Raw genomic sequence first — 24574 nt, forward strand, 5'->3', positions numbered from 1 at the left:
GTCTGCAAATTGTATTAGCAATCTGCAGACCCGTTTTACAAGGTAGATGAATATATTAAGCAACCATAGCGCGGTCAACCAGCAAACTTAAGTCAGCACGGTCACCATTTAGCTTGGTAAGCATATTTTTAAGGCCAAATTCTTTAACCTGCTCGCTTTTTGACGCTTTTACCAGCTCGGCCATCACAGCCGGGATCAACGCTTTTGAGGCGGTCATGGCCTGTTCAGGATCGATGTGATAAAAAGTATTGAGCCTGTTGGCAAACCTGCTAACCATGCTTGATACCAATGATTGATTGTAAATACCCGACGAGCGAAAATACTTCACTAAATCTTTCAATTTACCGTTTTCCATTTGTCCTTTTAATACCTCTATGATAGCGCTCGATGCTTCAATAAGCACACTTTCATGGTATTTTACAGGAATTGAAGGGTTGTTAATAACAGCCATCCCGGCGTTATTTTTTACAAGCAAAAAAAGTTTTCCAAACATAGTAGCAACAATTTTATACTGAAATTTACAAATTGATGATAAATCACTCATTTGATTATCAACAATACAAAGATATCAAATAATAATTTTAAATATCAAAACAATTTGTAAATATTTTTTAAATTTTCATAATTTTTAGGTGTAAAACAAACACTATGTGTGTAGTGTTAAAATAACACTGTGAATAGTAAGTTTGATAATTTATATCCACCTAACAATTAACTTGTTACTTTTGTCAAAAACACATCAACTATGTTGCCAAATATCGATTTCACCACCACCCAGAGCTATAAATACTTAGCCGACCATTACATTGATATTGTATCAAAAAGCTTGAAAGAATTATTCGATGCTGATGATCAGCGATTTAATAAGTTTTCTATCCAGTTTGAAGAGATTTTGCTGGATTATTCCAAAAACCGCATCGACGATGAAACTATAGCCTTATTGATACAACTGGCCAAAGAATGTTCAGTAAATAAGGCAATAGAAGCCATGTTTGCAGGCGAAACCATTAATGTTACCGAAGGCCGCCCGGTACTGCACGTTGCTTTACGTAACCGCAGCAATACCCCCATTTACGTAGATGGCAAAGATGTTATGCCCGATGTAAATAAGGTGCTTGATCATATGAAGGAATTTAGCGAAGCCATCATATCCGGCACATGGAAAGGCTATACCGGCAAACCTATTACCGATGTGGTAAACATAGGTATCGGAGGTTCTGATTTAGGCCCGGTAATGGTTACCGAAGCTTTAAAAGCCTACAAAAACCACCTCAACCTGCATTTTGTAAGTAATGTGGATGGCACGCATATAGCCGAAACACTGAAGGTTGTTGACCCCGAAACTACTTTGTTCCTGATAGCGTCAAAAACTTTTACTACCCAGGAAACCATGGGCAACGCGCACAGCGCCCGCGATTGGTTTTTAGCCGCCGGTGCTACCGAGGCCGATGTAGCCAAACACTTTGCTGCCTTATCAACCAATGCTGCCGCTGTGGAAAAATTTGGTATCGATACTAAAAACATGTTTGAGTTTTGGGATTGGGTTGGCGGCCGCTACTCTTTATGGAGTGCCATTGGCTTGTCAATTGCCCTAAGCATTGGCTTTGATAATTTTACCCAGCTGCTTGATGGCGCCCATGCTACCGACAATCATTTTAAAACCGCGCCGTTTGAAGAAAATATACCGGTAACACTTGCACTTTTAGGCATCTGGTATAATAACTTCTTTGAAGCCGAAACCAATGCCATTTTACCGTACGACCAATACATGCACCGTTTTGCCGCCTATTTTCAACAAGGCGACATGGAAAGCAACGGTAAACATGTTGACCGTAACGGCAAACATGTAGAATACTCAACTGGCCCGATCATCTGGGGCGAGCCAGGCACCAATGGTCAGCATGCTTTTTATCAGCTGATTCACCAGGGCACTAAACTTATCCCTTGCGATTTTATAGCCCCGGCACAATCGCACAACCCGCTTGGCGAACATCATAACATGCTGCTATCAAACTTTTTTGCCCAAACAGAAGCGTTGATGAACGGCAAAACAGAAGAAGTAGTTATTGAAGAGTTAAAAGCCGCCGGCAAAACCGAAGCAGAAATTGCAGCCATTGCGCCATTTAAAGTATTTGAAGGTAACCGCCCGACTAACTCATTCCTGCTTAAAAAAATAACCCCTCACAGCCTGGGTTCGTTAATTGCTATGTACGAGCACAAGATATTTGTTCAAGGCATTATCTGGAACATTTACAGCTTTGACCAATGGGGTGTTGAATTAGGTAAGCAATTAGCCGGCAAAATTCTACCTGAATTAAAGGACGACAGCGAAATAAGCAGCCACGATTCATCAACCAATGGTTTGATTAATTTGTACAAGGCCTGGAGATAAGAACGCAGCCGAGCCCCCCAGCCCCCTGAAGGGGGAGCTTTTGATTAGCATAAATAACAAAGGCCGGTTTCCTCGAAACCGGCCTTTGTTATTTAAAAATCTGCACATTCGTTCCCCCTTTAGGGGGTAAGGGGGCTTGGCTAACAGGCTTTCACCAGCAACTCGCCGGTTGGCAAACCAGGCATGGGCACTACCTTTTTTGGGGGCATAGCTTTACGGTATTTAACCAGGTTAATAAGCAATACGCTGATGAGGATAACAACCAAACCAACAACCTGCAAAACAGATATCTGCTCGCCCGCAAACAATACACCCAAAAGCACCGCGATAACCGGGTTTACATACGAGTGTGTGCTTACCTGTGTAGCCGGCTTTACCTGCAACAGCCAAACGTAAGCGCTAAATGCCCCAATGGATCCAAATATAACAAGGTAGGCAATGGCCAACCATGATGAAGCCGGTACCTGCGTCAAACTAAAGCCGTTAAATTCATGGTGCAGCATGCCTGCGGGGATAAATGTCAAACCTGCAATAACCATTTGCCAGGCTGTATTTAACCGTGCAGGGCCGCTGTTTACGTTATGCTTTGAATATAATGAACCGGCCGACCAAACTATTGGCCCTAAAATCAGCAAAGCCATGCCCAAAAAAGTGGTTGTATGATGTTCATCGGCAAGGGCTTTGGTTACCTGTTCGCCAAACAGCAGCACAACACCGGCAAAGCCTACGATTAGCCCTATAATGGTCGATTTGCTTTTGAAGTTAACACGCCAGTTGGGCCTATCCAGCACTACAAACCAAATTGGGCTGGCCGATACCGTGATGGCTACCATGGCGCTGGGCAAAGTTTGCTCAACCCAAATTACCATGCCGGTGGCTGCAAACAACATCAGCATACCGCTAACAGCCGAATTGATGATATCCCGTTTTACCCATATTTTATCGCCCTTGTAGGCGCACCAACCCAGCATGAGCACGCCTGCTGTAGTGTATCTGAGCGCCCCCATCAGCATAGCGGGGAAACCGTGTACTGCCATCCCGATAAAAAAGTACGTAGAGCCCCAAACAATATAAACTGTAGCGAATGCTATGATTACCAATAATGCAGGCGCTTTTTGTTGGTTAACTGCTGTCATGATTATTTTAGTTTTTGTTGATAATTGAATCTATACTCCATTTATAATCGGGCAGTGTGGCCAGCAACAGGCTTGCCGCGCTCACCGTAAAAACCGAGTAACCTACCGGCGATTCGATACCGCCGGATATAGCCATGGCCAAAGCAAACGCCAGGCTAAGCAGGCAGCTAAGTGACGCAGCCGTACGGGTAAACAAACCTGCAAGTAATAACAGCCCTACGCCGGCCTCGCCAATGGTTGCTATCACAGCCAGTGTCGGGATAATTCCGGAAGGCAAAAAGTTCATTACTTGCCTGGCATATTCCATAAAGTGCTGCCAGTCGCCCCAGCCTACATGGGGCTGGCCGTGGGCGCCAAAAAAACCAAGGCGATCTGCCACCTCCCACAGGTAGCTGGTAGCCAAAGCACCACGCAAAGCGACAGACGGGATGGCATAATTTTCAATGAGTTGCATATCTTTTTTATTAACTGGTATAAAATTACGCATCAGTTGGCCTATCTTTATAGTCCAGAAAACACAAACAAGATAGTCCAGTATGAAATTCAGCATAGGATTAATTACTATTGATAAAGACGCGCAGGTAGCGGTTTATCTGCAGATAACCAATAGTATTATCGGGCATATCAGGCAGGGCACATTAAAACCGGCATCGCCACTACCCAGCAGCAGGCTGCTTGCCGCCGCATTAAAAGTTCACAGAAAAACAGTTGTGGCTGCTTATGATGAATTGTATGCCCAAAGCTGGGTAGATGTTTATGCGCGTAAAGGATTTTTTGTAGCCAAAAACCTGCCCGATGTATCGCCCCGGCCAATCAACAGCACATTAAAACGAAATCCTTACCCCATAAAAACCTATTTTGATGTTACCGAGAAGGTGCCCTACCCCGATTTATTTAACGATGATAAGCCCGGGTTGCTTACATTTGACGATGGCTTTCCGGATACCCGCGTAGCCCCGGTTGAATTACTGGTACGGGAGTATCGCAGGTTTGCCAATTACCATTTCACCCAAAAGTATTTAACCTACGGCCCCGAGCAGGGTTCGGCAAACCTGCGAACCGAGCTGGCCCGTTTCCTGGGCGAAACCCGTGGCCTGCAGGTTAGCGCCGATGATATCCTGGTTACCAAGGGCGCACAGATGGCCATTTACCTGGCAGCCCAAATCCTGTTAAGCAAACATGATGTGGTAATTGCCGCCGATCCCGGATACCCGGGGGCTAACGAAGTTTTTGAACAAACCGGCGCCAAATTGAAACTGGTACCGGTAGATGAACACGGCATAAACCTGGATTCTGTGGAAGAAATTTGCCGGCAGAAAAAAGTAAAGCTGGTATATGTTATCCCCCATCACCACCGTCCTACTACGGTTACCCTAAGCGCCGACAGAAGGATGCGCCTGCTTGAACTGGCCCACAAATACCGCTTTGCCATTATTGAGGACGATTACGATTACGACTTTCATTATGCCAGCAGCCCCATATTGCCCCTGGCCAGTGCCGATTATTATGGCAGTGTGATATACGTTGGTTCGTTTTGCAAAACCGTAGCGCCCGGCATCCGCATTGGGTTTATGGTTGCACCGGCCAACCTTATTGTGCAGGCCACCAGGCTGCGTAAAATGATTGACCGCCAGGGCGAGCACCTGCTGGAAGAAGCCATAGCTAACCTGCTTAAAAACGGCGACATAGGCCGTCACCTTAAAAAGGCCAATAAATTGTATCATGAAAGGCGCGATATACTTTGCGCCCTGCTGAAAGAGCACCTTGGCAGCTGGCTAAGCTTTAAAAAACCCGATGGCGGCTTTGCCGTTTGGGTTAAATATGCCGATGGTATAAACCCTGCCTACGTGGCCGAAAAAGCATCGGCTATGGGCCTTACCATTAATAACGGCCGCGATTATTTTTACCATAACACCGGCACCCATCCCTACGTAAGGATAGGTTTTGCATCCCTCAACCCCAGGGAGTTGGAAGCAGGTGTTAAAATTTTAGCCGGCGTTTTTAAAAAGCTTAACCCCAAAAGCCCTGAAGTTTAATTTGTGCCGACGGATACCCCTGCCCTTTAAGCAGCTTGCGCAACTGGGCTACCATAGTGTTATTGCCGGCCAAATAAAATACGGTGTTCTCTAAACTGTAACGCTGATCGAGCACCCATTCAATAAGGCTGTGATGGCCGTAAACATCGCGGCGGGGTATGGGCTCCAGCGGCGTCCAAAAGTATTCCTGGAATAATTTACGGTGATGCTCGTTGCCAATTACTATGCCGCCCGAAAACCGGGTATGGGGCAGTACCATTTTTTGCAGGGCCAGTAAATGCCCCATGCTGCTTTCGTCGCCAAGGGCAACTATTGCCGATGTAGCAACCGGGCTTTGGTTAGTAGTGCCCGTTTTAAGATAATTTACCCTATCGCCCTTTTTTAACAGCCGCGCCCAATTACTGCCGGGCCCGTTATGAGCGGCATCAACATAAATGGTGCAGGTTTGGGTTTCGGCATCCCAGCCCGATGGGGTGTAATCCCTGAAAGTAAGGTTATCTACCTTAAATTTAATGTAAGGAATTTCGGTCCAGCCGGTCATATCTATTTGCGGCAGGTGCAGGTCAACCTCAATTAAAGTGCAGGGCTCCCAATACCTTACTTCCAAAACATTGCCCGTTTGCAGGCGGCCTTCAAATAGCTTGCCGGTTTTTTGTTTTAATTTTTGCAGAGTGGATGTTTCCATGTGATGTAGAATTATTATCACAAAGAAAAGGCTTATCTATGCCCGACAAAATGGCATACCTGCGGTAATGATTGGACTATTTGCGGTAATCGGCTTTGAAGGCGAGTGGCGTTACCCCTTCTGCCTTTTTAAACAGGCGCGAGAAATAGGCATGGTCTTCATAACCCAGCGCATGTGCAATTTCTTTAACATTCAGCTGGCTATAGTACAGCAAACGTTTGGCCTCCAAAATAACTTCCTGTTGAATCCAGTAACTTACCGACAGTCCTGTAGCTTTTTTCAAAGCCTCATTCAGGTACGTTTCAGATACATTAAGCTTAGCCGCGTAGGCCGACGGGCTTTTGATTGTACGCACGTGCTCAACCAGCAGTTTCTTAAAATCCTGAGCCAACTGCACCGGGCGAGACATCAGCATACCCGGCTTTCCCGTTTGGCTAAAACACCCGGCAGCTATCCCCAAAAACGATTGCAGCAGCGAATGCACAACAGATAAATTAAAAACAGCCTGCTCGTCCTCCCGGTACCGCTCAAATAACAGGTTAAGCAAGCTTTCGCACTGCCGCTTTTGTACATCGTTTAAGGTATAAGGTTGCTGCAACAGTAATTGATTTTCAAACACATTACGATAATCGGGCGGTATCAGCATGGTATCCACTGCTATAAACCATCCGTAAGCGCCTTCGTTTTGGATACGATGGTGCACCTGCCCGGGTAACACATAATAAAGGCAGGATTCCTGTATCACGATCTCGTTAAAATCAACCATCAGCGAGCCCCATCCACCCTCGATTACAAAAAATATATAATGATCATCGCGGTGCGCACCCAGGGGTTCATCGGCCTTGGGTTTATCGCCCTTAAAAAAACGATTGATTTCCAGGCCCGATGAGGCCCGCTCTTTTAAAAGATGTACGGGAATGTCTTTCATGTTCAGGATAGCAAGTTAGGGCTTATTGTGATTGGGTGTATGGGGTTGGATTAGAAAATTGCAAGAAGATTGCTATCGGCAACATCCTCTGCGTCACAAATGAATGATAAAATTTACAAAATTCTGAAAGGTGAATGACGTTTATCGCACGGCGGCGAGTCGACTCACCCCGACGAGGCTCCGCCCGTCTGCCCCTCTCTCCGCTTCGCGCATAGAGGGGCGAAAAAAATATTTTTCTTTGCTCAACCCTCTTTGCGGCGTAAGCCGGAGAGAGGGTCGGCCAGCGCAGCGTAGCCGGGGTGAGTAGTGGCCGGCGTTCAAAGCCAATGTTTGTGCTCTCCCCCCAAAAACCATACACCATATTTTAATATGTTTGCCTACCTTTAGGGGTGAACATCCAATTACTACCTTTAATTAAATGAGGCCAGGCTTATATCTTTTATTTTTCTTATTTGTTTCGATAAGCCTGCCGGGCTATGCACAATCAGTTGCCACCGATTCACTACTAACCAGGCTCAACGCTGTACTGGCCGATAAAGATGTATATGTAAAGCAAAAAACAAACCGCATTGATGAGCTGGGCAAACAGCTAAGCCAGGCCAACGATCTGGATAAAAAATATAACATTTACCAACAGCTGTATAACGAGTATAAAAACTTCAGCTACGATTCGGCCTATAACTACGCCAAAAAACTACAGGAAACCGCCGCCAAGCTAAACGCCCCTAACCGTATGGCTTTTGCTAAAATGGAACTGGGCTTTACACTCATTTCATCGGGCATGTTTAAAGAGACGCTGGAAACCCTGAACAGTATCAACCTGCAATACCTATCAACCGATGATAGAGTGGAATATTACTTCCTGAAAGCACGCAGCTATTTCGACTTATCCGATTTTGACCGTAATGTTGATTACTCGGCCATATATAACCCCAAAGGCATTCAGTTTATCGATTCAGCCCTTTCATTAGCCTCGCCCGGAACCTACAACTATTATGCATTAAGAGGACTGCAAGCCTTACGCAAGGCCGATAATACTGATGCCGTAAAAGATTATACCGCCCTGCTTAAGTTAAAAAACTTAACGCCCAACCAGTTTGCCATAAGTGCCTGCTCTTTAAGCTACATCTACGAAGTGCTCGGCAATCAGGACAAATCCACCCAATTATTGATCCAGGCGGCCATTGCCGATTTGCAGTCGGCCACTAAAGAAACAGTCGCCATTTATAAGCTGGCCGATTTCCTGTATAAAAAAGGTGACCTGAACAGCGCCTTCGTTTATATCAAACAAGCTATGGACGATGCTACCTTTTATGGCGCACGCCACCGGCAGGTTGCCATCAGCAGTATATTGCCCATCATCGAGGCACAGCGCATCAGTACGGTAGAGCAGCAGCGCAAGTCGCTGATTATTTACGCTTCTATCATTACGGTGTTGGTACTTTTTGTGGTAATGTTTGCGTTCATCATCTTCCGTCAGCTTAAAAAGCTACGCATCGCCGATAACCTTATCAAGGAGGCCAATGTATCGTTACAGGAAAGCAACGTTGCATTGGAAGCGTTAAATAGAAACTTAAGTACGGCCAATAAAATCAAAAACGAATACATTGGCTATTACTTCAACATCAATTCCATCTATATTGATAAGCTGGAAAGCTTCCAGAAATCGTTGGATAAAAAATTGAGCAGCAAACGCTACGAAGATGCCCAGGCAGCCATTAAAAGCCTGAACCTGGAGAATGAGCGACACCAGTTGTTCCATACCTTCGATAAGGTTTTCCTTTCCCTGTTCCCCGATTTTATTGAAAAGTTTGAAGCCTTGTTTCACAAAGACGATAAAATTGCCATTGCCGACGGGCAGTTGTTGAGCACCGAGCACCGCATCTTTGCCCTTATCCGCATGGGCATTCACGATAACGACCGGATTGCCAAACTGTTGGGCTACTCGGTAAATACCATCTACTCCTACAAAAATCGCATCAAAAACAAATCATTTATCGCTAATGATGAGTTTGAAGATCATATTATGGCGATAGAGGCGGTGTAAGGACTACAATCATCCCGCTAATGTCATGCTGAATTTATTTCAGCACCTCACATGCTAAGTGCACATCATGCGGGCTACCTGTCCTATGGGGTCCTGAAACAAGTTCAGGATGACTACCGTTTTTTAACTTGTTACGGGAGTAATAAGCAATCTCTACAAATGCATGGACGAATGAAAAGTTGGGGGATTGCTTCGTACCTCGCAATGACGGTGGCTTAATAATATCCTCACCAATCGTTGTCTTCTTATCGTCAGCTCCCCTCAAAACACATCTATATCGCCCTATATTAAATCTATATTACAGCCTTTAAAAGTACAATACAAATAACTAACAATCAAATAGTTAACAATATTATTCCGCCTGTATTTTCTATATTGAGCTTTCAGGCTATTGATTAGCCAAAATTCCCTCCTTTTATTTGATTCGGATTTGCCAGCTATGGTACATCTGCAAAAACCAATTTTTAAAACCAATTTTACATGAAAAAAGTTTACTTATTTAAGTACGGCCTGACTGTGCTCCTTTTAATCTCGGCGATAGCTTCGTTTGCTCAAAAAGGTGCTTTCAGGGGCAAAGTGGTTGATGATCTTAACCAGCCATTGCCTGGCGCCACAGTGCACGTTAAGGGTGCATCTCAAACAACAGTAACAGATGCCAATGGTATGTTTTCGCTTACGGGCGATACGCAACAGGTATTAACCGTGCAGGTTACTTTTGTTGGCTACGATGTGTTGGAGCGGGTAATTAAAGCCAACGAAAATCCCACTTTTCAGTTAGTTCCCTCATCTAAAGCCTTAACCGAAGTAGTGGTTATGGGTTACGGAACGGTTAAAAAATCTGATTTAACTGGCGCTGTTGCAACCATCGGTGCTAAAGATCTTAATCCGGGCTCGGTTACCAACCCATTACAGCAACTTGCCGGCAAAGCAGCGGGCGTAAACATTACCCAGGTAGGCAGCGAACCCGGTGTGGCCCCAACGGTGCGCATTCGCGGTTTAACATCGTTACAAGGTGGTAATGACCCTTTGGTTGTTGTTGACGGCATTCAAGGCAATATGGACCTGCTAAACCAGGTGCCGCCGAGTGAAATTGCATCAATAGACATCCTTAAAGATGCGTCGGCTACCGCTATTTACGGTTCGCGCGGCGCGCCTGGTGTTATCCTGATTACTACCAGGAAAACCGCCGCCGGCAAAAGCAGTGTTGAGTATACCGAAAATAGCTCGCTGGACGTGATTGCACACAAGTTGCAGGAACTAAACGCCGCGCAATGGACTGCACAAGCCGAAAAACAGGGTGTGGATGTATCTGCAAACCACGGTTCAAATACCGACTGGTTTAACCTGCTTACCCAAAACGGCGTTACGCAAAACCATAATCTTGCTTTTGGTGGCGGTACCAATGGCTTTAACTACCGTGCATCGGTAAGTGCCATTACACAAACCGGTATTGTTATCAATTCCAACTATAAAAAATATATAGGCCGTATTACCGCTACACAAAAAGCGCTTGACGACAAGTTAACCCTGACCATGAATGTAAATAGCGGCATCAACAATGATGTTTACAGCCCTATCGGCATCGGCCGGGCAGCATTTACTTCAAACCTGATCAGCAATACGTACATCTCGAGGCCTACCGACCCTGTATTTAATACCGATGGATCATACTACTCCGATCCTAATGTGTTCCAGTACATCAACCCTTACGCAGTTGCAAAAACGCTTAAAAACGACGTGAACACCAACAACCTGTTCACCAGTTTAAGAGGCGATCTGGATATTTACAAAGGTATATCTGCCGGATGGTTTGGCAGCTGGAGAAAATCTGATACCAATACAGGTTATTATGCACCTGTAGCATCAACCATAGCTACCGCTATTGATAACAAAGGCATCGCCAACATCAGCAACAACCATGTTGACGAAAAACTGATGGACATCAGCCTGAGCTACAAACATGAATTTGGGTTAAGCCATTTTGATGCATCGGCTATTTACGAGTGGCAGGCACAAACCTATAACGGCAGTTTTGCACAGGGCCGAGGTTTTGTGAACGATTTTGCTACTTACAACGCTTTGCAGCTGGGCGATATCTCAAAAGTTTTACAGGGCGATATTTCATCGTACAAAAACGACAGGAGGCTTATTTCCTACATCGGCCAGATCCATTACTCGTACAACAACAAGTACCTGTTAACCGCCAGTATCAGGCGCGATGGTTCAACCGTGTTTGGGGTTAACAACAAATGGGGTAACTTCCCGTCGGCAGCGCTTGCATGGCGGGTTGACCAGGAAGATTTCATGAAAAACCAAACCCTGTTCAGCAGCTTTAAGTTGCGTGTGGGTTATGGCGTTACCGGTAACCAACAAGGCATTACCCCGCAAAACTCTATTGCCTTGGTAGGCCAGGCTGGTTCGGTGTTCTTCGGCGGGTCAACCATTCCCAACTATTTTTATACACAAAATGCCAATCCTAACTTAAAGTGGGAAACCCGTAAGCAGGCCAATGCCGGTTTCGATTTTTCGATGTTTAACGATAGGCTGAATGGTACCTTTGATGTATACAGGGCTACTACCGATAATTTGTTATACCACTACACCGTACCCGTTGTAGGCCAGTTTTTTGTGAACAACATTTTAGCAAACGTAGGTAGCCTGCGCTCGCAAGGTGTTGAGCTTTCTTTAAGCTATATGGTGATAAAAAGCCAGGATATGACACTTACGCTTGCTGCAAACGGGTCATTACTGCAAAGCAAGGTACTTAAATTAGGCGGCAACATACAAGGCTTTGATGTACCTACCAACTATGTTGGCTGGGGACCAAACGCTTACCTTGTTGTAGGCAAGCCTGTGGGCACTTTCCTTATTTTAAAACACCTGGGCAAAGATGCCAACAGCGCCGAAACCGTTGTTGACCGTGATAAAAACGGTACTATCGACCAGGGGTCGCAAAGTAAAGACAGGTATGAAGAAGGCCAATCGCTGCCCAAATATACCTATGCCTTTACGCCAAGCTTTAGCTACAAAAACTTTGATGCATCAATGGTTTGGCGCGGATCGGGCGGTAACAAAATCTATAACGGCCTTCGCCAGGATTTAAGCCTTTTAGAAAACCTGGGAAAATCAAACGTGCTTACCAGCGCGGTGCCTTTAGGCATTCAATCGTCGCCTTATGGGTCTGACCTTTGGTTGGAGAGCGGATCGTATTTAAGGTGGGAAAATCTTTCGTTAGGATACAGGTTTAACCTGGCCAAAGTAAAATACATCAGCGCTTTACGCTTATCTGTAACCGGCCAAAACCTTGCCATTATAACCAAATACAAAGGCCTTGATCCTGAAGTGAACGTGAGTGGCGACAGCTCATCAGGCGGCGACTACGGTACCTATCCGCGCACCAGGACCTTTTCTTTAGGTTTAAATGTTATTCTAAAATAATTTGATTATGAAAAAAATATTAATCAGTATTTGTATTATTAGCCTTGCCGCAAGCTGTACCAAGGTTAATGAGCATGTGTATGACAAATATACGGCTGACCAGTTTTATTCAACCGCGGCGGGTGCCGATGATGCTTTGGCCAATGTGTACTCAAAAATTACCGGCAGCTGGGGATCTAACTACGCCGGCCGCGATAATTGCTGGTACGATTTAAATAGCTTCTCGTCAGATGAGCAGGTAATACCGCACCGTAACACCGGCGACTGGCAGCTTGACTTTGCCCAACTGTATACCCGTACCGAATTGCCAAACCTGGGTATCATCAACAATACCTGGAACTGGGCTTACTCTACAATTTACAGCGCCAACCTGGCCATAGCCCAGCTTACATCAGCCAAAGCCGATCCGGCAAAAATTGCCGAGGCCAAAGTGATGCGTGCCTGGATCTATTACCTGTTGATAGATGATTTTGGCGATGTGCCGTTTTACACCGACAACAATACCAACGTTTCAAAAATACCGCAGGCAAAACGTGCCGATGTTTACAACTTTGTGGTAAACGAGCTTAAAGCCAATGTTGATTTACTTTCTGAAACACGCGGCGGCGCTTATTATGGGCGTTTTAACAAATGGGCTGGTTACATGGTACTGGCCAAGGTTTACTTAAATGCCCAGGTTTATACTGGCACCCCACATTGGGCCGAAGCTTTGGCAGCAGCCAGCAAAGTAGCATCAGGCGGTTTTACATTACATGCCGCCGGTGCAAGCACAACAGCACCGCTGGGGAACACCTATTATGACCTTTTTGGCGATGTATGCCCTAACGACGAAACCATTTTTGCCTTATACATTACGCAAAACGTTATCAGCGGTAACATTTACACCATCCGGAGCTTAAACAGCCCCAATGGTGTGGCGCTTATAGGCTTTGCAGGCTGGAATGGCACCATCATCCCGTCAGAGTATTATGATAAGTTTGATAATACCGACGTACGTAAAAAGCAATTCCTGGTTGGCGCGCAGGCCGGCGGTATTACGTATACCAAAGAAGTATCATCATTGATAGACCCGGGTGCAGGCCCTAACGAGGGTATCCGCGACGATAAATTCTTCCCTGTAAAACCATCTGACGGCAGCGGCGAATCAAACGATTTCCCGGTTTACCGTTATGCCGATGTACTGCTGATGCAGGCCGAGTGTAATGTACGCTTAGGCAACGTTACAGCCGCAGCCCCATTCCTGAACCAGGTAAGGGAGCGTGCCGGTCTTAGCGATATTGCAGCACCTACGTTAGATAACATTTACGATGAGCGTGGATTTGAATTGAACATGGAAGGCCACCGCAGGCAGGACATGATCAGGTTTGGCAAATTTTTGCTGCCACACGGTTTTGTTCAAACTACACCTGCCTACAGGATGCTGTTCCCGATACCGACTGAAGCGCTTAACGCCAATACCACGTTGAAACAAAATCCAGGTTATTAATTATTCATAAAGTGATGAAAAAAATAATCAACTTAACATTTGCAGCGATGGCCTTCATGACCGTTGCCTGCCATAAGCAGGCGGAGTTGACCACGCTTAAACCGGTTGCCTTCACGGGTAACATGACGGCCTCAACAACCACAGTCACCTTGTCTGCTACAACCGACGATCAGTCGGTAATTACCTTTACCTGGCCTGCGGTAGTTTACCCTTACAAATCGCACGTAACCTACACCCTGCAGGCCGATTTGCCTGCCGATACCGTAGGCGCAACCGCCTGGCAAAACGCTACATCGGTATTAATTGGAACCGATGTGCTGACCAAAACCTACAAAGGCAGCGATTTAAACACCCTGGCCCTTGCCTTAGGCGTTACGCCAAATGAAGTGGGCAAAATGGTGTTCAGGGTGCAGGCCTACCAGGATAGGAATGCTTATTCAAAAGCGGTAACATTAACTATCAGCCCGTATAAAATTATCCTGCCGCCAAGCAACAATTACCCGGTATTATACCTTCCGGGCGATTACCAGGGCTGGTCGCCGGGCACTGCGGGAACTGTAGCGGCATCGGTACCTAACATTTATGAAGGTTATATTTATGAGCCTGCAGGCGGCAGCTATCACTTTAAGTTTACCAGCGCGCCCGATTGGAACCACATTAACTACGGCGATGGCGGCCCCGGCTTATTAACCACCGATGGCACCAAAGGCGATCTGGTTTTGCCTGGCCCGGGTGTTTATGAACTGGTTGCTAACCCACAAACCCTTACCTGGTCATACACCCTGGTTACCTGGGGAATAATTGGCGATGCCACGCCAGGCGGCTGGAGCACGGATACCCAAATGACTTACGATCCGGCTAAACAGGTGTGGACGGTTACTGCCAACATGGTTTCAAGCGGATCGTTCAAATTCAGGGCTAATAACCAGTGGGCTATTGATTTTGGTATCACAGCAGATGGCAAAATTCAGTATGCCGATAACCCTGCATTACCGTACAACGGCTCGTTAGGCAACCTAACTGTACCGTCAAATGGTAATTATACCATTACACTGGATCTGCATGATCCAAACAATTACAACTTTAAGTTAAAGAAAAATTAACCGGTAAGGCAGCGCGTTTGCTGCCTTACACAATGCCTTTTTAAATATACTTTGCGTATGTTAACGGGTTTTACATGTGTGCATTAGTTGATTTTCAGGAGTAACCGGGGTTGCCGGGCTCCTGATTTTTACAACAGACCGCCTGCCCCAATAACTATTCATCACCCTTATTTATACATGAAATTTACTACGATCACACTTTTATTTGCCTGCGTTTTAAACTTGCCATGTGCTATGGCGCAATCGCCGGTAGTAACACCCGGCAATATCGAAACCGCTACCATAGGGCAACAGGAAGTTTCTTTAAAAACAACCAATGCTTACGGCAGCGTATCTGTTTACAGCCCATCCATCATTCGGGTGCGGTTGGATAAAAAGGTATTGGGTGCCGATTTTTCGTACGCCGTGGTTGGCAAAGCGCAGGCTGTAAAAGTGCAGATCAGCCAAACGGATAATGAGATTGATATCAGCACCGATTCATTAAAAGCGGTAATTCAAAAAAAACCTTTTAGCGTAACGTTTTATACAATCGATGGCCAAATAATTAACCAGGACGAGCCTGGTTTAACCACATCCTGGGTAAACGATGCGGTAACTACCTATAAAAAAATGCAGGAGGATGAGCATTTTGTAGGCCTTGGCGAAAAAACCGGCAACCTTGACCGAAAAGGCAATGCCTATACCAACTGGAACTCCGATGTATATGGCTACAGTACCATGGCCGATCCGCTTTACTCTACTATCCCTTTTTATGCAGGCATTCACCATGGGTTAAACTATGGTATTTTTATGGATAATACCTACCAAAGCGATTTTAACTTTGGCGCCAGCAATAACCGTTTCTCATCATTCGGCGCGCATGGCGGCGAAATGAACTATTATTTTATCTACCATAAAAAAATGGCAGATATTATAGCCTCTTACACCTGGCTTACCGGGCGTATGCCTTTACCGCCAAAATGGGCTTTAGGTTACCAACAAAACAGGTACAGCTATTACCCCGAAGCCGAGGTAATGCGCATAGCCCAAACCCTGCGCGAAAAGCGCATCCCTGCTGATGGTATTACTTTAGATATCCATTACATGGACAGGTACCAGCTATTCACCTGGAACAAAAGCCGCTTTCCCGAACCTGTAAAAATGACCGATGCGCTCAACAAAATGAACCTGAAGCTTACGGTTATTGTAGACCCGGGAATTAAGGTTGAAAAAGGCGCCCCTGCTTATGAAAGCGGCCTGAAACAAGACGTTTATATTAAATACCCCGATGGCACGCCATACACAGGCCAGGTGTGGCCGGGCTGGTGCAACTTTACCGATTTTACCAGCGATAAAGGCCGCGCATGGTGGCGTAACCAGGTCGATTTCTTCGCAAAATCGGGCGTGAGCGGTATTTGGAATGACATGAACGAAATATCTACCTGGGGCCAAAAAATGCCCGATAATGTTTTGTTTGATTATGATGGCCACCCAACCACCCATTTACAGGCACATAACGTGTATGGATTAGAAATGGTACGCTCCAGCTACGAAGGCGCGCTGGAACATTTTAAAGAGCGGCCTTTTATACTGAGCCGCTCAGGCTATGCAGGCCTGCAGCGCTACTCGGCCATTTGGACAGGCGATAACCGTGCCGAGGAAGACCACATGTTGTTAGGCGTGCGTTTAATGAATAGCCTTGGCCTAAGCGGCGTATCGTTTACGGGGATGGATATTGGCGGGTTTACCGGCAACCCCACCACCTCCTTGTATACACGCTGGATTGAGCTTGGCGCATTTATCCCCTACTATCGTAACCACACGGCCTTGAACAGCCGCGCCGCCGAGCCATGGGCTTTTGGCGAGGATGTGCTGGACATTGCACGAAACTATATCAGCTTGCGCTACCAGTTAATGCCTTATTTATACTCCAGCTTTTATGAGTCGACTCAAAACGGTTTGCCTATAATGAGGTCATTGGCTATCAATTATACTTTTGACCCAAAAGTAATGGACGCCACTTACCAAAACCAATACGAGTTTGGTAACGGCTTTATGGTTGCTCCTTTTGAAAGCACCGCGGCTTTTGGCAAAGTATATTTTCCCGAAGGCAACTGGTATGATTTATATACCGGGGCCCAACAAAAAGGTGCACAGGAAGTAACTATCCCGCTAACGGTTAGCAAACTGCCGGTTTATGTAAAAGGTGGCAGCATTATCCCTATGCAGTCCCTTACCCAATCAACAGCCGAACTACCTACCGATACCCTTGCCGTACATGTTTACAAAGGCAGCAAGGCCAATCATTTTGTGTATTACGAAGATGATGGCAAAAGCTTCGGCTACCAGAAAGGTGATTTTTATAAACGTACCATCAGTTTTGATCCCGATAAAAAAACCATCACATTTGATAAGGCAGAAGGGAACTTTAAAACCAATTTTAAATACATCAGGCTGATGCTGCACGGCTTTGAACAATCAACATCAGTTAAAGCAGGCAACCGCAATTTAAAGCTACAGGATAGCAGCATCGCGTTTTTAGGTGCCGCAGCAAATACCGACCCGCAAGGGAGCATAAACAGGCCCGATAGCAGCCCTGTTAAAACGGTAACCATCAGTAATGCGCCAAATAACATCCAGATAAATTATTAAAAAGGAAGTGTGAGTATGATCATGAGTAACAAAAAAAAACAGATGAACAGTTTAATTCTATTTATAATGCTGATAGGCTCGCTACTGGGCTGTGGCAAAAAATCGCCAACAACAGATGACGGCGGCACCATCCCACCCCCAAGCAATACCGACCCAGCACAATACGGTACCCCTTTTAGCGGCGTACCGGCAACTAAGGATATCGTAATGTACGAGGTGAATTTAAAAACCTATTCGCCGGTTGGCTTAAGTAGCGCCATGGCCCGCTTAGATTCTATCAAAGCGCTTGGCGTTAACGTGGTATGGCTAATGCCAACCTACCCGGTAGGCGTTTTGAAAGCTTCAGGATCGCCCTATGCAGTTAAAGATTATACGGCAGTAAACTCCGATTTTGGCACACTGGATGACTTGCGGGCTTATGTTGCCAAAGCACATACGCTGGGCATAGCCGTTATATTGGATTGGGTAGCTAACCACACCTCATGGGATAATGCATGGATTCAGAATAAAGACTGGTACCAGCAGGATGCATCGGGTAATATCATTATTCCGCCAGGCACAAACTACTCTGATGTTGCCGCTTTGAATTACAACAACACCAGCATGCGTGCCGCCATGATCAAGGCCATGAAATACTGGGTGTATACTGCCAATATCGATGGCTATCGCTGCGATTTTGCCGATAATATCCCCAATGATTTCTGGGTACAGGCAATAGATACTTTAAATAAAATTACCACCCATAAACTGATCTATTTAGCCGAGGGCACCAAAGGTCCCGAAATAAGCGCGGGTTTCCAGATGAATTTTGCTTTCAGCTATTACGGTACGCTTAAAAACCTATTTGCAGGTACATCCAGCCCATCGGCCCTATTCTCAACAAACACTGCCGAAAAAGCTTCGTTACCGGCCAATGGAATTAAGTTAAGGTACATAACCAACCATGATAATGCATCGTCAGATGGCAGCACCATCAGCGAATATAAAGGCAAGCAAGGTGCATTGGCCGCATTTGTATTGGCAGCGTATATGGATGGCGTGCCATTAATATACAGTAGCCAGGAAGTTGGCTATCCAAATTCCATAAATTTCTTTAACAATGTACCGGTAGATTATACGGCTAACCCCGATATGATTGCCGAATACAAAAAGATTATCGCCTTCCGCCAGGCACACGAAGCTGTTAAAACGGGAACACTAACCGCTTATAACGATAATGATATTGTATCCTTCGAGAAAAAGACGGCAGCGGATGATGTATTGGTACTGGTAAATTCAAAAAACAGCAGCGTTACTTACGCTGTTCCGGCAGCCCTGCAAGGTACTACCTGGACAAACGGCTTCACCAAAACAAATATTACTTTAGGTGCCCAGCTTACTATTCAGCCATATCAATACCTGGCGCTAAAAAAATAGTTTCTTGTTTACTTTTTATATCAAAGGGGCAGCTTGGTCTCTGATCCCTTTTGGGTTTGTAAATCACCGCGCGATGCGGTGATTTACTTTTTAAAGGGGATTTTTTCCTCTGACCGGAGATAGAAAAAGCTGTTCCTGAATTTTACAACAACCCGCCGGCGACAGTTATCCTTTCGCCTGTTACCCAACCTGCATCGTCAGAAGCCAGGAATACCGCAACTTTTGCAATATCCTCCGGCTGACCGGTGCGCCCCAGTGGCGTGTTAGCAATCATTTGTTTCTCCAAATCGCCGCCAATTATACCCGCAGTGCGCGTTCCTTCCGTTTCTGTAACGCCGGGTGCAATAGTATTAACCCTTATTTTCCGCCCGCCCAACTCTTTGGCCAGTAGCTTTGTCATGGTATCAACGGCCGCTTTTGCCGCGCAATATACCACCAGGCCAGGTATGGGATTTTGGCTTACTGTCGAGCTGATGTTTATGATACTGCCACCCTCCTGGCCAAATAGCGCAACCGCGCCTTGGGTACACAATAAGTTACCCAGCACATGTGTGTTATATTGTGCATGAAAACTATCTTCGGTAACGGCCTCTAAAGGCTCAAAAGTAAAAACGCCTGCATTATTCACCAGGATATCCAGCCCGCCAAACGCAGTTTTTGTTTCGGTAAACAACCTTTTCACATCTGCCGATAGTGTTATGTTACCCTGAACAGCGATGGCAGTGCCACCATCTTTTGTTATTTCATCAACTACTTTATCTGCGTCCGCCTTCGCCGATGCATAATTGACCACAACTTTTGCACCCGCTTTTGCAAATGCTTTTGCAATTCCGGCACCAATTCCTTTTGATGCACCGGTAACCACCGCAACTTTATCTTTTAACTTTAAGTCCATTTTATTGCTTTTAATGAGCTGCAATACTAATATATTTGTATACTTTTGGCAAGTATGTACTTATTTGTATCTTACATACCAAAAAGTATCTATTATTGATTATCAATAATTTACATATAAAAAAATGAAAAACAAACGCGAAATCCCTGAGCAAATCCAGAATTGTGGCGTTGAATATGCGTTTAAACGCATCGGCGGAAAATATAAGGCGAGGATTTTATGGTATTTACATTCAAAAGCTGTACTGCGTTACGGCGAGCTAACCCGTACGTTGCCCGATATTACCACCAAAATGCTCACGCAAACTTTAAGGGAATTGGAAGACGATAAATTAATAACACGGAAAATGTATCACGAAGTGCCGCCCAAAGTAGAATATTCGGTGAGCGAAACAGGACGGGAACTAATCCCGTTTATAGAGCATTTACACAATTGGGGTAAAAAACAATTGCAAAATGAATTATTAGCAAACAAGGAATAAATAACCGGAATCTACAACTAAAGCTTGTCAAAAAATTGAGCCTGGCATAATTTCCGGATCCCGGTATTTCAAACCAACACGCCGGGAATTTAAATATTCCTCCATCTTTTTATTTATTACACAGGTAGGAGCCTTTTCATTAAGAAGCCAAACGCAATTTACCTCAGCCCTCTACCCTATACTCCGCCTGGTGCAAAACCGGGAATTTAACAGAGTTGGCTATAAAGCATAATTTATTAGCCTCGTGGTGCAGTTCATCTGCCCTTACCTCCATAGTGGCTTCTTTAAGGGTGATTACCGGCTTTAATATTACTTCGGTAAAATAGCCGCCGCCATCGCTGGTTTCAACCATCGTACCTTCTGCCCTATCTTCATACGCGGTTACCACCACGCCCGCCGCCGAACATAAGTGCAGGTACCACAGCATGTGGCAGGTAGCTATCGATGCAAGCAACAGGTCTTCGGGGCTATAACGGGATTTATCCCCCCTGAAATTTGGATCTGATGAGCCTGAAATATCCTGCTTACCATCAATGCTGATGGTGTGGGCACGTTCATATGATCTATAATCTTTGGTTCCGGCGCCGGTATTGCCTGTCCAGGTGATGGTGGTTTTATAGTGATGATCTTTCATAATCTAATATCACCATAAAAATAAACACCACTAAATAAAATTACAGATTGGTCATTTTTAAAGATGCCTCATAGTAACGCTGGCCGGTATCAGGATATTTTTTTAACAGATCATCAATCTCCTGCAAATCCGCAGCCGATAATTTCACATCAACAGCTCCTGCGTTTTCCTGTAAATATTTGCGCTTTTTGGTGCCAGGGATAGGGATAATATCATCGCCCTGTGCCAATACCCAACCTAAAGCTAATTGTGCAGGTGCAACATTTTTTTGCTGCGCCAGGGTAGCAAATTCATGGGCCAGTTTTTGGTTATTGTCCCAGTTGTCCTCGCTAAAACGGGGCAGTGTTTTACGGAAATCGCCATCGGCAAGTCCTTCTTTATTTAAGGTATTGGTTACCAGGCCGCGCGATAGCGGGCTATAAGGCACCAATGAAATATTTAGTTCGCGCAGTACCGGTAGTATTTCGTTCTCTACATCTCGGGTAAGCAATGAATATTCGCTTTGCAGGGCAGCAATGGGGTGCACAGCGTGTGCTTTACGGATGCTTGCAGCCGATGCTTCTGATAAACCAAGGTAACGTACCTTGCCTTCCTTAACTAATTCGGCCATTGCTCCAACCATTTCCTCCACAGGTACATTAGGATCTATGCGATGCGCGTAGTATAAATCGATGGTATCGATATTTAATCGTTTGAGACTTTGCTCAACCGCGGTTTTCATGTAAGCCGGCGAAGCATCGAAATAAACATTCGAGGTGCCGCTACCGGCATAAGGGGCGTTTACATCCCGCACCCTGAAACCAAATTTGGTTGCTATAAATACTTTGTCGCGGTTTTGTTTTAGTACTTTGGCTATAAGCTCTTCATTTTTCCCGTTGGCATACATATCCGCAGTATCCCAAAAGTTAATGCCCAGGTCGAGCGCAAGGTTAAGCGTAGCTAATGATTCATCGTTATCTATCGGGCCATAGGCAAAACTCATCCCCATACAGCCTAAGCCAATTGCTGATAATTTTTCGCCGGTGTTCCCTAAATTTCTGTATTCCATAGGTATTATGTTTTTGTTACTACAAATGTAATACAACAGTTAGCGCTGCGGTTATAAGTATCAAACCAAATATTACAAAATTCAAACAGCTGGTGTTAAGTCAAAAAGTCTTTAGTCGAGAGTCTAAAGTAATGTTTGTTTGTTTCTTACTTTCTACACAAGGGTAATAGCCGTTGATTTAAGTACGATAGTGCACCGTTAAAATCCTTGCAAAAAAAAACGCGGTCAGGCAAAGCCCAACCGCGTTTTTTTATCAGGAGATAAAAATTATTTTTTACCTGAAGCAGCTTCCTGCTCAGCCTGACGTAATGCACGTGAAGTGGTTACAGATACGATAGTATCTTCCTGTGCATTGGTAATAGTTAAGTTTGGCAATTTAATTTCGGCCACTTTTACTGATTTACCAACTTCCAAAGCAGCGATGCTTACTTCAATAGCATCTAAATGATCTTTAGGTAATGCTTTGATGCGCAGTTTCCTTAGTTTTTGAACTAATTTACCACCCACTTTAACACCTGGCGAAGTTCCGGTTAATTTAACAGGGATTTCGATAGAGATAGGCTTTTTCTCGTCAAGCAACAAAAAGTCTACGTGGATAATTTGTTCAGTTAAAGGGTGAAACTGCAAATCTTTAATAATAGCCTGTGATTTAACACCAGCAACGTCAAGATCGATGAAATGAACAACCGGAGTGTAAACTACGGCTCTCAAATCAGCTGCGGACACTGAAAAGTGGGTTTGGGTTGGCCCACCGTAAAGTACTGCAGGCACTAAGCCCTGATAACGCAGTTCTTTAGCGTCTCTTTTCCCTACGTTCTCTCTTGGAGAACCGCTAATAGCAATTGATTTCATTGTTTTTTATTTTATTATTTATTGTTAAGTCCAAGGTCAATAAACTATGGATTTGCTTTTATTCATTCAATGTACGTTCATCGCCATGGACCATCGACCATCAGCTATGGACTAATTAATCTACCCTAAACAACTGGCTTATCGAACCGTGTTCGTTTACATTGCTTATCGCTTTGGCAAACAGCTCGGCAGTTGACAGTACCTTAATTTTAGGGCTTTGATGCTTCAACGGTATAGTATCAGTAACTATCAGTTCGGTTAATACCGAGTTTTCGATAGTTTCGTAAGCTTTACCAGATAATACGGGGTGAGTACAAACCGCGCGTACGCTGCGTGCACCACGTTCCATAATTAGGCCTGCTGCTTTGGCCAATGTACCGGCGGTATCGCAAATATCATCAATCAACACAATGTCCTGGTCGGTTACGTCGCCAATCAACGTCATTGATTCAATTTCGTTGGCACGTTTACGGCGTTTGTCGCAAATTACAACCTCGGCATTAAAAAACTTAGCAAAACTGCGTGCCCGGTATGAGCCACCCATATCCGGCGATGCAATGGTTAAATTACCAAGGCCAAGGCTTTTAATGTATGGCACAAAAATGATAGATGCATCCAGGTGATCAACCGGAACATCAAAAAATCCCTGTATTTGCGCTGCGTGCAAATCCATGGTCATGATGCGGTTAATACCGGCTGCAACCAGCAAATTGGCTACCAGCTTAGCGCTAATAGCTACACGGGGTTTATCTTTCCTGTCCTGACGTGCCAAACCAAAATACGGGATAACCGCGTTTACATAATGCGATGATGCACGGCGGGCGGCATCAATCATCATTAGCAATTCCATCAGGTTATCGGTAGGCTGGTGTGTACTTTGTATCAGGAATACATCGCATCCCCTAACAGTTTCATTAAAATGTGGTTGAAATTCGCCATCACTAAAACGTGAAAGTACTACATCGCCCAATTCGCGGCCATAGGCTTCAGCAATTTTTTGCGCCAGTGCTTTTGAGCCCGAACCTGCAAATAATTTAACCGGATTAAATTGTAATGGCATTTTTTTTGATTTTGGATTTCGGATGTTTTATTTCGGATTTGTTTAATTTTCAGTTGCTTAGCGCTACATCATAAAACTATTAGCCGTGTTGATAACGTCCTAAAATACAATTCGGATTTCATTTTTTCTCCCGAATCTAAATCCGAAATTGAAAATACGAAATCCGAAATTCTCTTGTTGCCCGACCAGGATTCGAACCTAGACAAACGGTACCAAAAACCGTCGTACTACCATTATACTATCAGGCAATCTCCCTGGATGTTTTACTCTCCGAAAAGGAATGCAAATATAAGACGATTTTTTAAC

At 44.9% G+C, this 24574-nt stretch carries 19 protein-coding genes and 1 tRNA gene; 9 read left to right on the forward strand and 11 right to left on the reverse strand.

Annotation, left to right across the window (positions count from 1 at the left end; genetic code table 11):
* Positions 1-55: 55 nt before the first annotated feature.
* Positions 56-493 carry a hypothetical protein gene (locus FSB76_RS09030; protein ID WP_147053263.1) on the reverse strand — a complete coding sequence of 146 codons (438 nt, stop codon included), beginning with the start codon at positions 491-493 and terminating at the stop codon, positions 56-58.
* A gap of 252 nt (positions 494-745) precedes the next feature.
* Here FSB76_RS09030 and pgi point away from each other — a divergent pair, with 252 nt between their 5' ends.
* The gene (pgi, locus tag FSB76_RS09035) at positions 746-2392 is read left to right on the forward strand and encodes a glucose-6-phosphate isomerase (protein ID WP_147053264.1); all 1647 of its coding nucleotides are present in this window, start codon (positions 746-748) and stop codon (positions 2390-2392) included.
* A gap of 140 nt (positions 2393-2532) precedes the next feature.
* Here pgi and FSB76_RS09040 read toward each other — a convergent pair whose 3' ends face one another.
* Complete coding sequence (locus tag FSB76_RS09040; RefSeq protein WP_147053265.1) at positions 2533-3528, reverse strand: EamA family transporter; 996 nt, start codon at positions 3526-3528, stop codon at positions 2533-2535.
* A 7-nt stretch (positions 3529-3535) separates the two neighbouring features.
* Complete coding sequence (locus FSB76_RS09045; RefSeq protein ID WP_147053266.1) at positions 3536-4078, reverse strand: DoxX family membrane protein; 543 nt, start codon at positions 4076-4078, stop codon at positions 3536-3538.
* On the opposite strand from FSB76_RS09045, the gene pdxR reads away from it, so the two are divergent.
* Positions 4065-5564 carry a MocR-like pyridoxine biosynthesis transcription factor PdxR gene (pdxR, locus tag FSB76_RS09050; RefSeq protein WP_147053267.1) on the forward strand — a complete coding sequence of 500 codons (1500 nt, stop codon included), beginning with the start codon at positions 4065-4067 and terminating at the stop codon, positions 5562-5564. The two genes, FSB76_RS09045 and pdxR, sit on opposite strands and share 14 nt — an antisense overlap.
* Here pdxR and FSB76_RS09055 read toward each other — a convergent pair.
* Together FSB76_RS09055 and FSB76_RS09060 are read right to left on the reverse strand one after the other, a co-directional pair.
* On the reverse strand, positions 5539-6249 hold the full coding sequence (locus FSB76_RS09055; protein ID WP_147053268.1) for an SIP domain-containing protein: 711 nt from the start codon (positions 6247-6249) through the stop codon (positions 5539-5541). The two genes, pdxR and FSB76_RS09055, sit on opposite strands and share 26 nt — an antisense overlap.
* 76 nt (positions 6250-6325) lie before the next feature.
* Positions 6326-7177 (reverse strand): helix-turn-helix domain-containing protein, encoded by an 852-nt coding sequence (locus tag FSB76_RS09060; RefSeq protein ID WP_147053269.1) that lies wholly within the window; start codon positions 7175-7177, stop codon positions 6326-6328.
* A 418-nt stretch (positions 7178-7595) separates the two neighbouring features.
* Between FSB76_RS09060 and FSB76_RS09065 the strand changes: the two genes are divergently transcribed.
* From FSB76_RS09065 to FSB76_RS09090, 6 genes are all read left to right on the forward strand, one after another.
* Positions 7596-9224 (forward strand): DUF6377 domain-containing protein, encoded by a 1629-nt coding sequence (locus tag FSB76_RS09065; protein ID WP_147053270.1) that lies wholly within the window; start codon positions 7596-7598, stop codon positions 9222-9224.
* Positions 9225-9704: 480 nt separating this feature from the next.
* A complete protein-coding gene (locus FSB76_RS09070; protein WP_147053271.1) occupies positions 9705-12662 on the forward strand; it encodes a SusC/RagA family TonB-linked outer membrane protein in 2958 nt (985 codons plus the stop codon).
* A 7-nt stretch (positions 12663-12669) separates the two neighbouring features.
* A complete protein-coding gene (locus FSB76_RS09075) occupies positions 12670-14148 on the forward strand; it encodes a RagB/SusD family nutrient uptake outer membrane protein (protein ID WP_147053272.1) in 1479 nt (492 codons plus the stop codon).
* A gap of 14 nt (positions 14149-14162) precedes the next feature.
* Positions 14163-15251, forward strand: coding sequence for a SusE domain-containing protein (locus FSB76_RS09080; RefSeq protein WP_147053273.1), 1089 nt, complete (start codon positions 14163-14165; stop codon positions 15249-15251).
* Between the two features lie 177 nt (positions 15252-15428).
* On the forward strand, positions 15429-17882 hold the full coding sequence (locus FSB76_RS09085; RefSeq protein ID WP_147053274.1) for a glycoside hydrolase family 31 protein: 2454 nt from the start codon (positions 15429-15431) through the stop codon (positions 17880-17882).
* A 42-nt stretch (positions 17883-17924) separates the two neighbouring features.
* Positions 17925-19298 carry an alpha-amylase family glycosyl hydrolase gene (locus FSB76_RS09090; RefSeq protein WP_158642870.1) on the forward strand — a complete coding sequence of 458 codons (1374 nt, stop codon included), beginning with the start codon at positions 17925-17927 and terminating at the stop codon, positions 19296-19298.
* A gap of 142 nt (positions 19299-19440) precedes the next feature.
* Here FSB76_RS09090 and FSB76_RS09095 read toward each other — a convergent pair whose 3' ends face one another.
* Positions 19441-20193: an SDR family NAD(P)-dependent oxidoreductase gene (locus FSB76_RS09095; RefSeq protein ID WP_147053276.1), complete on the reverse strand. Its 753-nt coding sequence runs from the start codon at positions 20191-20193 to the stop codon at positions 19441-19443.
* A 124-nt stretch (positions 20194-20317) separates the two neighbouring features.
* Between FSB76_RS09095 and FSB76_RS09100 the strand changes: the two genes are divergently transcribed.
* Positions 20318-20674, forward strand: a complete 357-nt coding sequence (locus tag FSB76_RS09100; protein ID WP_147053277.1) for a winged helix-turn-helix transcriptional regulator — start codon at positions 20318-20320, stop codon at positions 20672-20674.
* Between the two features lie 163 nt (positions 20675-20837).
* Here FSB76_RS09100 and FSB76_RS09105 read toward each other — a convergent pair whose 3' ends face one another.
* The 5 genes from FSB76_RS09105 to FSB76_RS09125 form a co-directional block, all read right to left on the reverse strand.
* Positions 20838-21308 (reverse strand): OsmC family protein, encoded by a 471-nt coding sequence (locus tag FSB76_RS09105; RefSeq protein ID WP_147053278.1) that lies wholly within the window; start codon positions 21306-21308, stop codon positions 20838-20840.
* A gap of 40 nt (positions 21309-21348) precedes the next feature.
* Positions 21349-22356, reverse strand: a complete 1008-nt coding sequence (locus FSB76_RS09110) for an aldo/keto reductase (protein ID WP_147053279.1) — start codon at positions 22354-22356, stop codon at positions 21349-21351.
* A gap of 267 nt (positions 22357-22623) precedes the next feature.
* Positions 22624-23208 (reverse strand): 50S ribosomal protein L25/general stress protein Ctc, encoded by a 585-nt coding sequence (locus FSB76_RS09115; RefSeq protein WP_147053280.1) that lies wholly within the window; start codon positions 23206-23208, stop codon positions 22624-22626.
* Between the two features lie 115 nt (positions 23209-23323).
* Positions 23324-24268: a ribose-phosphate pyrophosphokinase gene (locus FSB76_RS09120; RefSeq protein ID WP_147053281.1), complete on the reverse strand. Its 945-nt coding sequence runs from the start codon at positions 24266-24268 to the stop codon at positions 23324-23326.
* A 177-nt stretch (positions 24269-24445) separates the two neighbouring features.
* Positions 24446-24516 (reverse strand) — tRNA-Gln (locus FSB76_RS09125).
* Between the last annotated feature and the right edge of the window lie 58 nt (positions 24517-24574).

Origin of the sequence: Mucilaginibacter ginsenosidivorax (genome assembly GCF_007971525.1) — a bacterium.
In the GTDB taxonomy this organism is placed as follows: Bacteria; Bacteroidota; Bacteroidia; order Sphingobacteriales; family Sphingobacteriaceae; genus Mucilaginibacter; species Mucilaginibacter ginsenosidivorax.

What these genes read in the sequence shown, in the direction of transcription:
- pdxR (WP_147053267.1), top strand. Translation starts at nt 4,065, where the DNA reads ATGAAATTCAGCATAGGATTAATTACTATTGATAAAGACGCGCAGGTA.
- FSB76_RS09075 (WP_147053272.1), top strand. Translation starts at nt 12,670, where the DNA reads ATGAAAAAAATATTAATCAGTATTTGTATTATTAGCCTTGCCGCAAGC.
- FSB76_RS09115 (WP_147053280.1), bottom strand. Translation starts at nt 23,208, where the DNA reads ATGAAATCAATTGCTATTAGCGGTTCTCCAAGAGAGAACGTAGGGAAA.
- FSB76_RS09105 (WP_147053278.1), bottom strand. Translation starts at nt 21,308, where the DNA reads ATGAAAGATCATCACTATAAAACCACCATCACCTGGACAGGCAATACC.
- FSB76_RS09060 (WP_147053269.1), bottom strand. Translation starts at nt 7,177, where the DNA reads ATGAAAGACATTCCCGTACATCTTTTAAAAGAGCGGGCCTCATCGGGC.
- FSB76_RS09085 (WP_147053274.1), top strand. Translation starts at nt 15,429, where the DNA reads ATGAAATTTACTACGATCACACTTTTATTTGCCTGCGTTTTAAACTTG.
- FSB76_RS09070 (WP_147053271.1), top strand. Translation starts at nt 9,705, where the DNA reads ATGAAAAAAGTTTACTTATTTAAGTACGGCCTGACTGTGCTCCTTTTA.
- FSB76_RS09110 (WP_147053279.1), bottom strand. Translation starts at nt 22,356, where the DNA reads ATGGAATACAGAAATTTAGGGAACACCGGCGAAAAATTATCAGCAATT.
- FSB76_RS09100 (WP_147053277.1), top strand. Translation starts at nt 20,318, where the DNA reads ATGAAAAACAAACGCGAAATCCCTGAGCAAATCCAGAATTGTGGCGTT.
- FSB76_RS09090 (WP_158642870.1), top strand. Translation starts at nt 17,925, where the DNA reads ATGAACAGTTTAATTCTATTTATAATGCTGATAGGCTCGCTACTGGGC.
- FSB76_RS09120 (WP_147053281.1), bottom strand. Translation starts at nt 24,268, where the DNA reads ATGCCATTACAATTTAATCCGGTTAAATTATTTGCAGGTTCGGGCTCA.
- FSB76_RS09065 (WP_147053270.1), top strand. Translation starts at nt 7,596, where the DNA reads ATGAGGCCAGGCTTATATCTTTTATTTTTCTTATTTGTTTCGATAAGC.
- pgi (WP_147053264.1), top strand. Translation starts at nt 746, where the DNA reads ATGTTGCCAAATATCGATTTCACCACCACCCAGAGCTATAAATACTTA.
- FSB76_RS09095 (WP_147053276.1), bottom strand. Translation starts at nt 20,193, where the DNA reads ATGGACTTAAAGTTAAAAGATAAAGTTGCGGTGGTTACCGGTGCATCA.
- FSB76_RS09040 (WP_147053265.1), bottom strand. Translation starts at nt 3,528, where the DNA reads ATGACAGCAGTTAACCAACAAAAAGCGCCTGCATTATTGGTAATCATA.
- FSB76_RS09045 (WP_147053266.1), bottom strand. Translation starts at nt 4,078, where the DNA reads ATGCTGAATTTCATACTGGACTATCTTGTTTGTGTTTTCTGGACTATA.
- FSB76_RS09030 (WP_147053263.1), bottom strand. Translation starts at nt 493, where the DNA reads ATGTTTGGAAAACTTTTTTTGCTTGTAAAAAATAACGCCGGGATGGCT.
- FSB76_RS09055 (WP_147053268.1), bottom strand. Translation starts at nt 6,249, where the DNA reads ATGGAAACATCCACTCTGCAAAAATTAAAACAAAAAACCGGCAAGCTA.
- FSB76_RS09080 (WP_147053273.1), top strand. Translation starts at nt 14,163, where the DNA reads ATGAAAAAAATAATCAACTTAACATTTGCAGCGATGGCCTTCATGACC.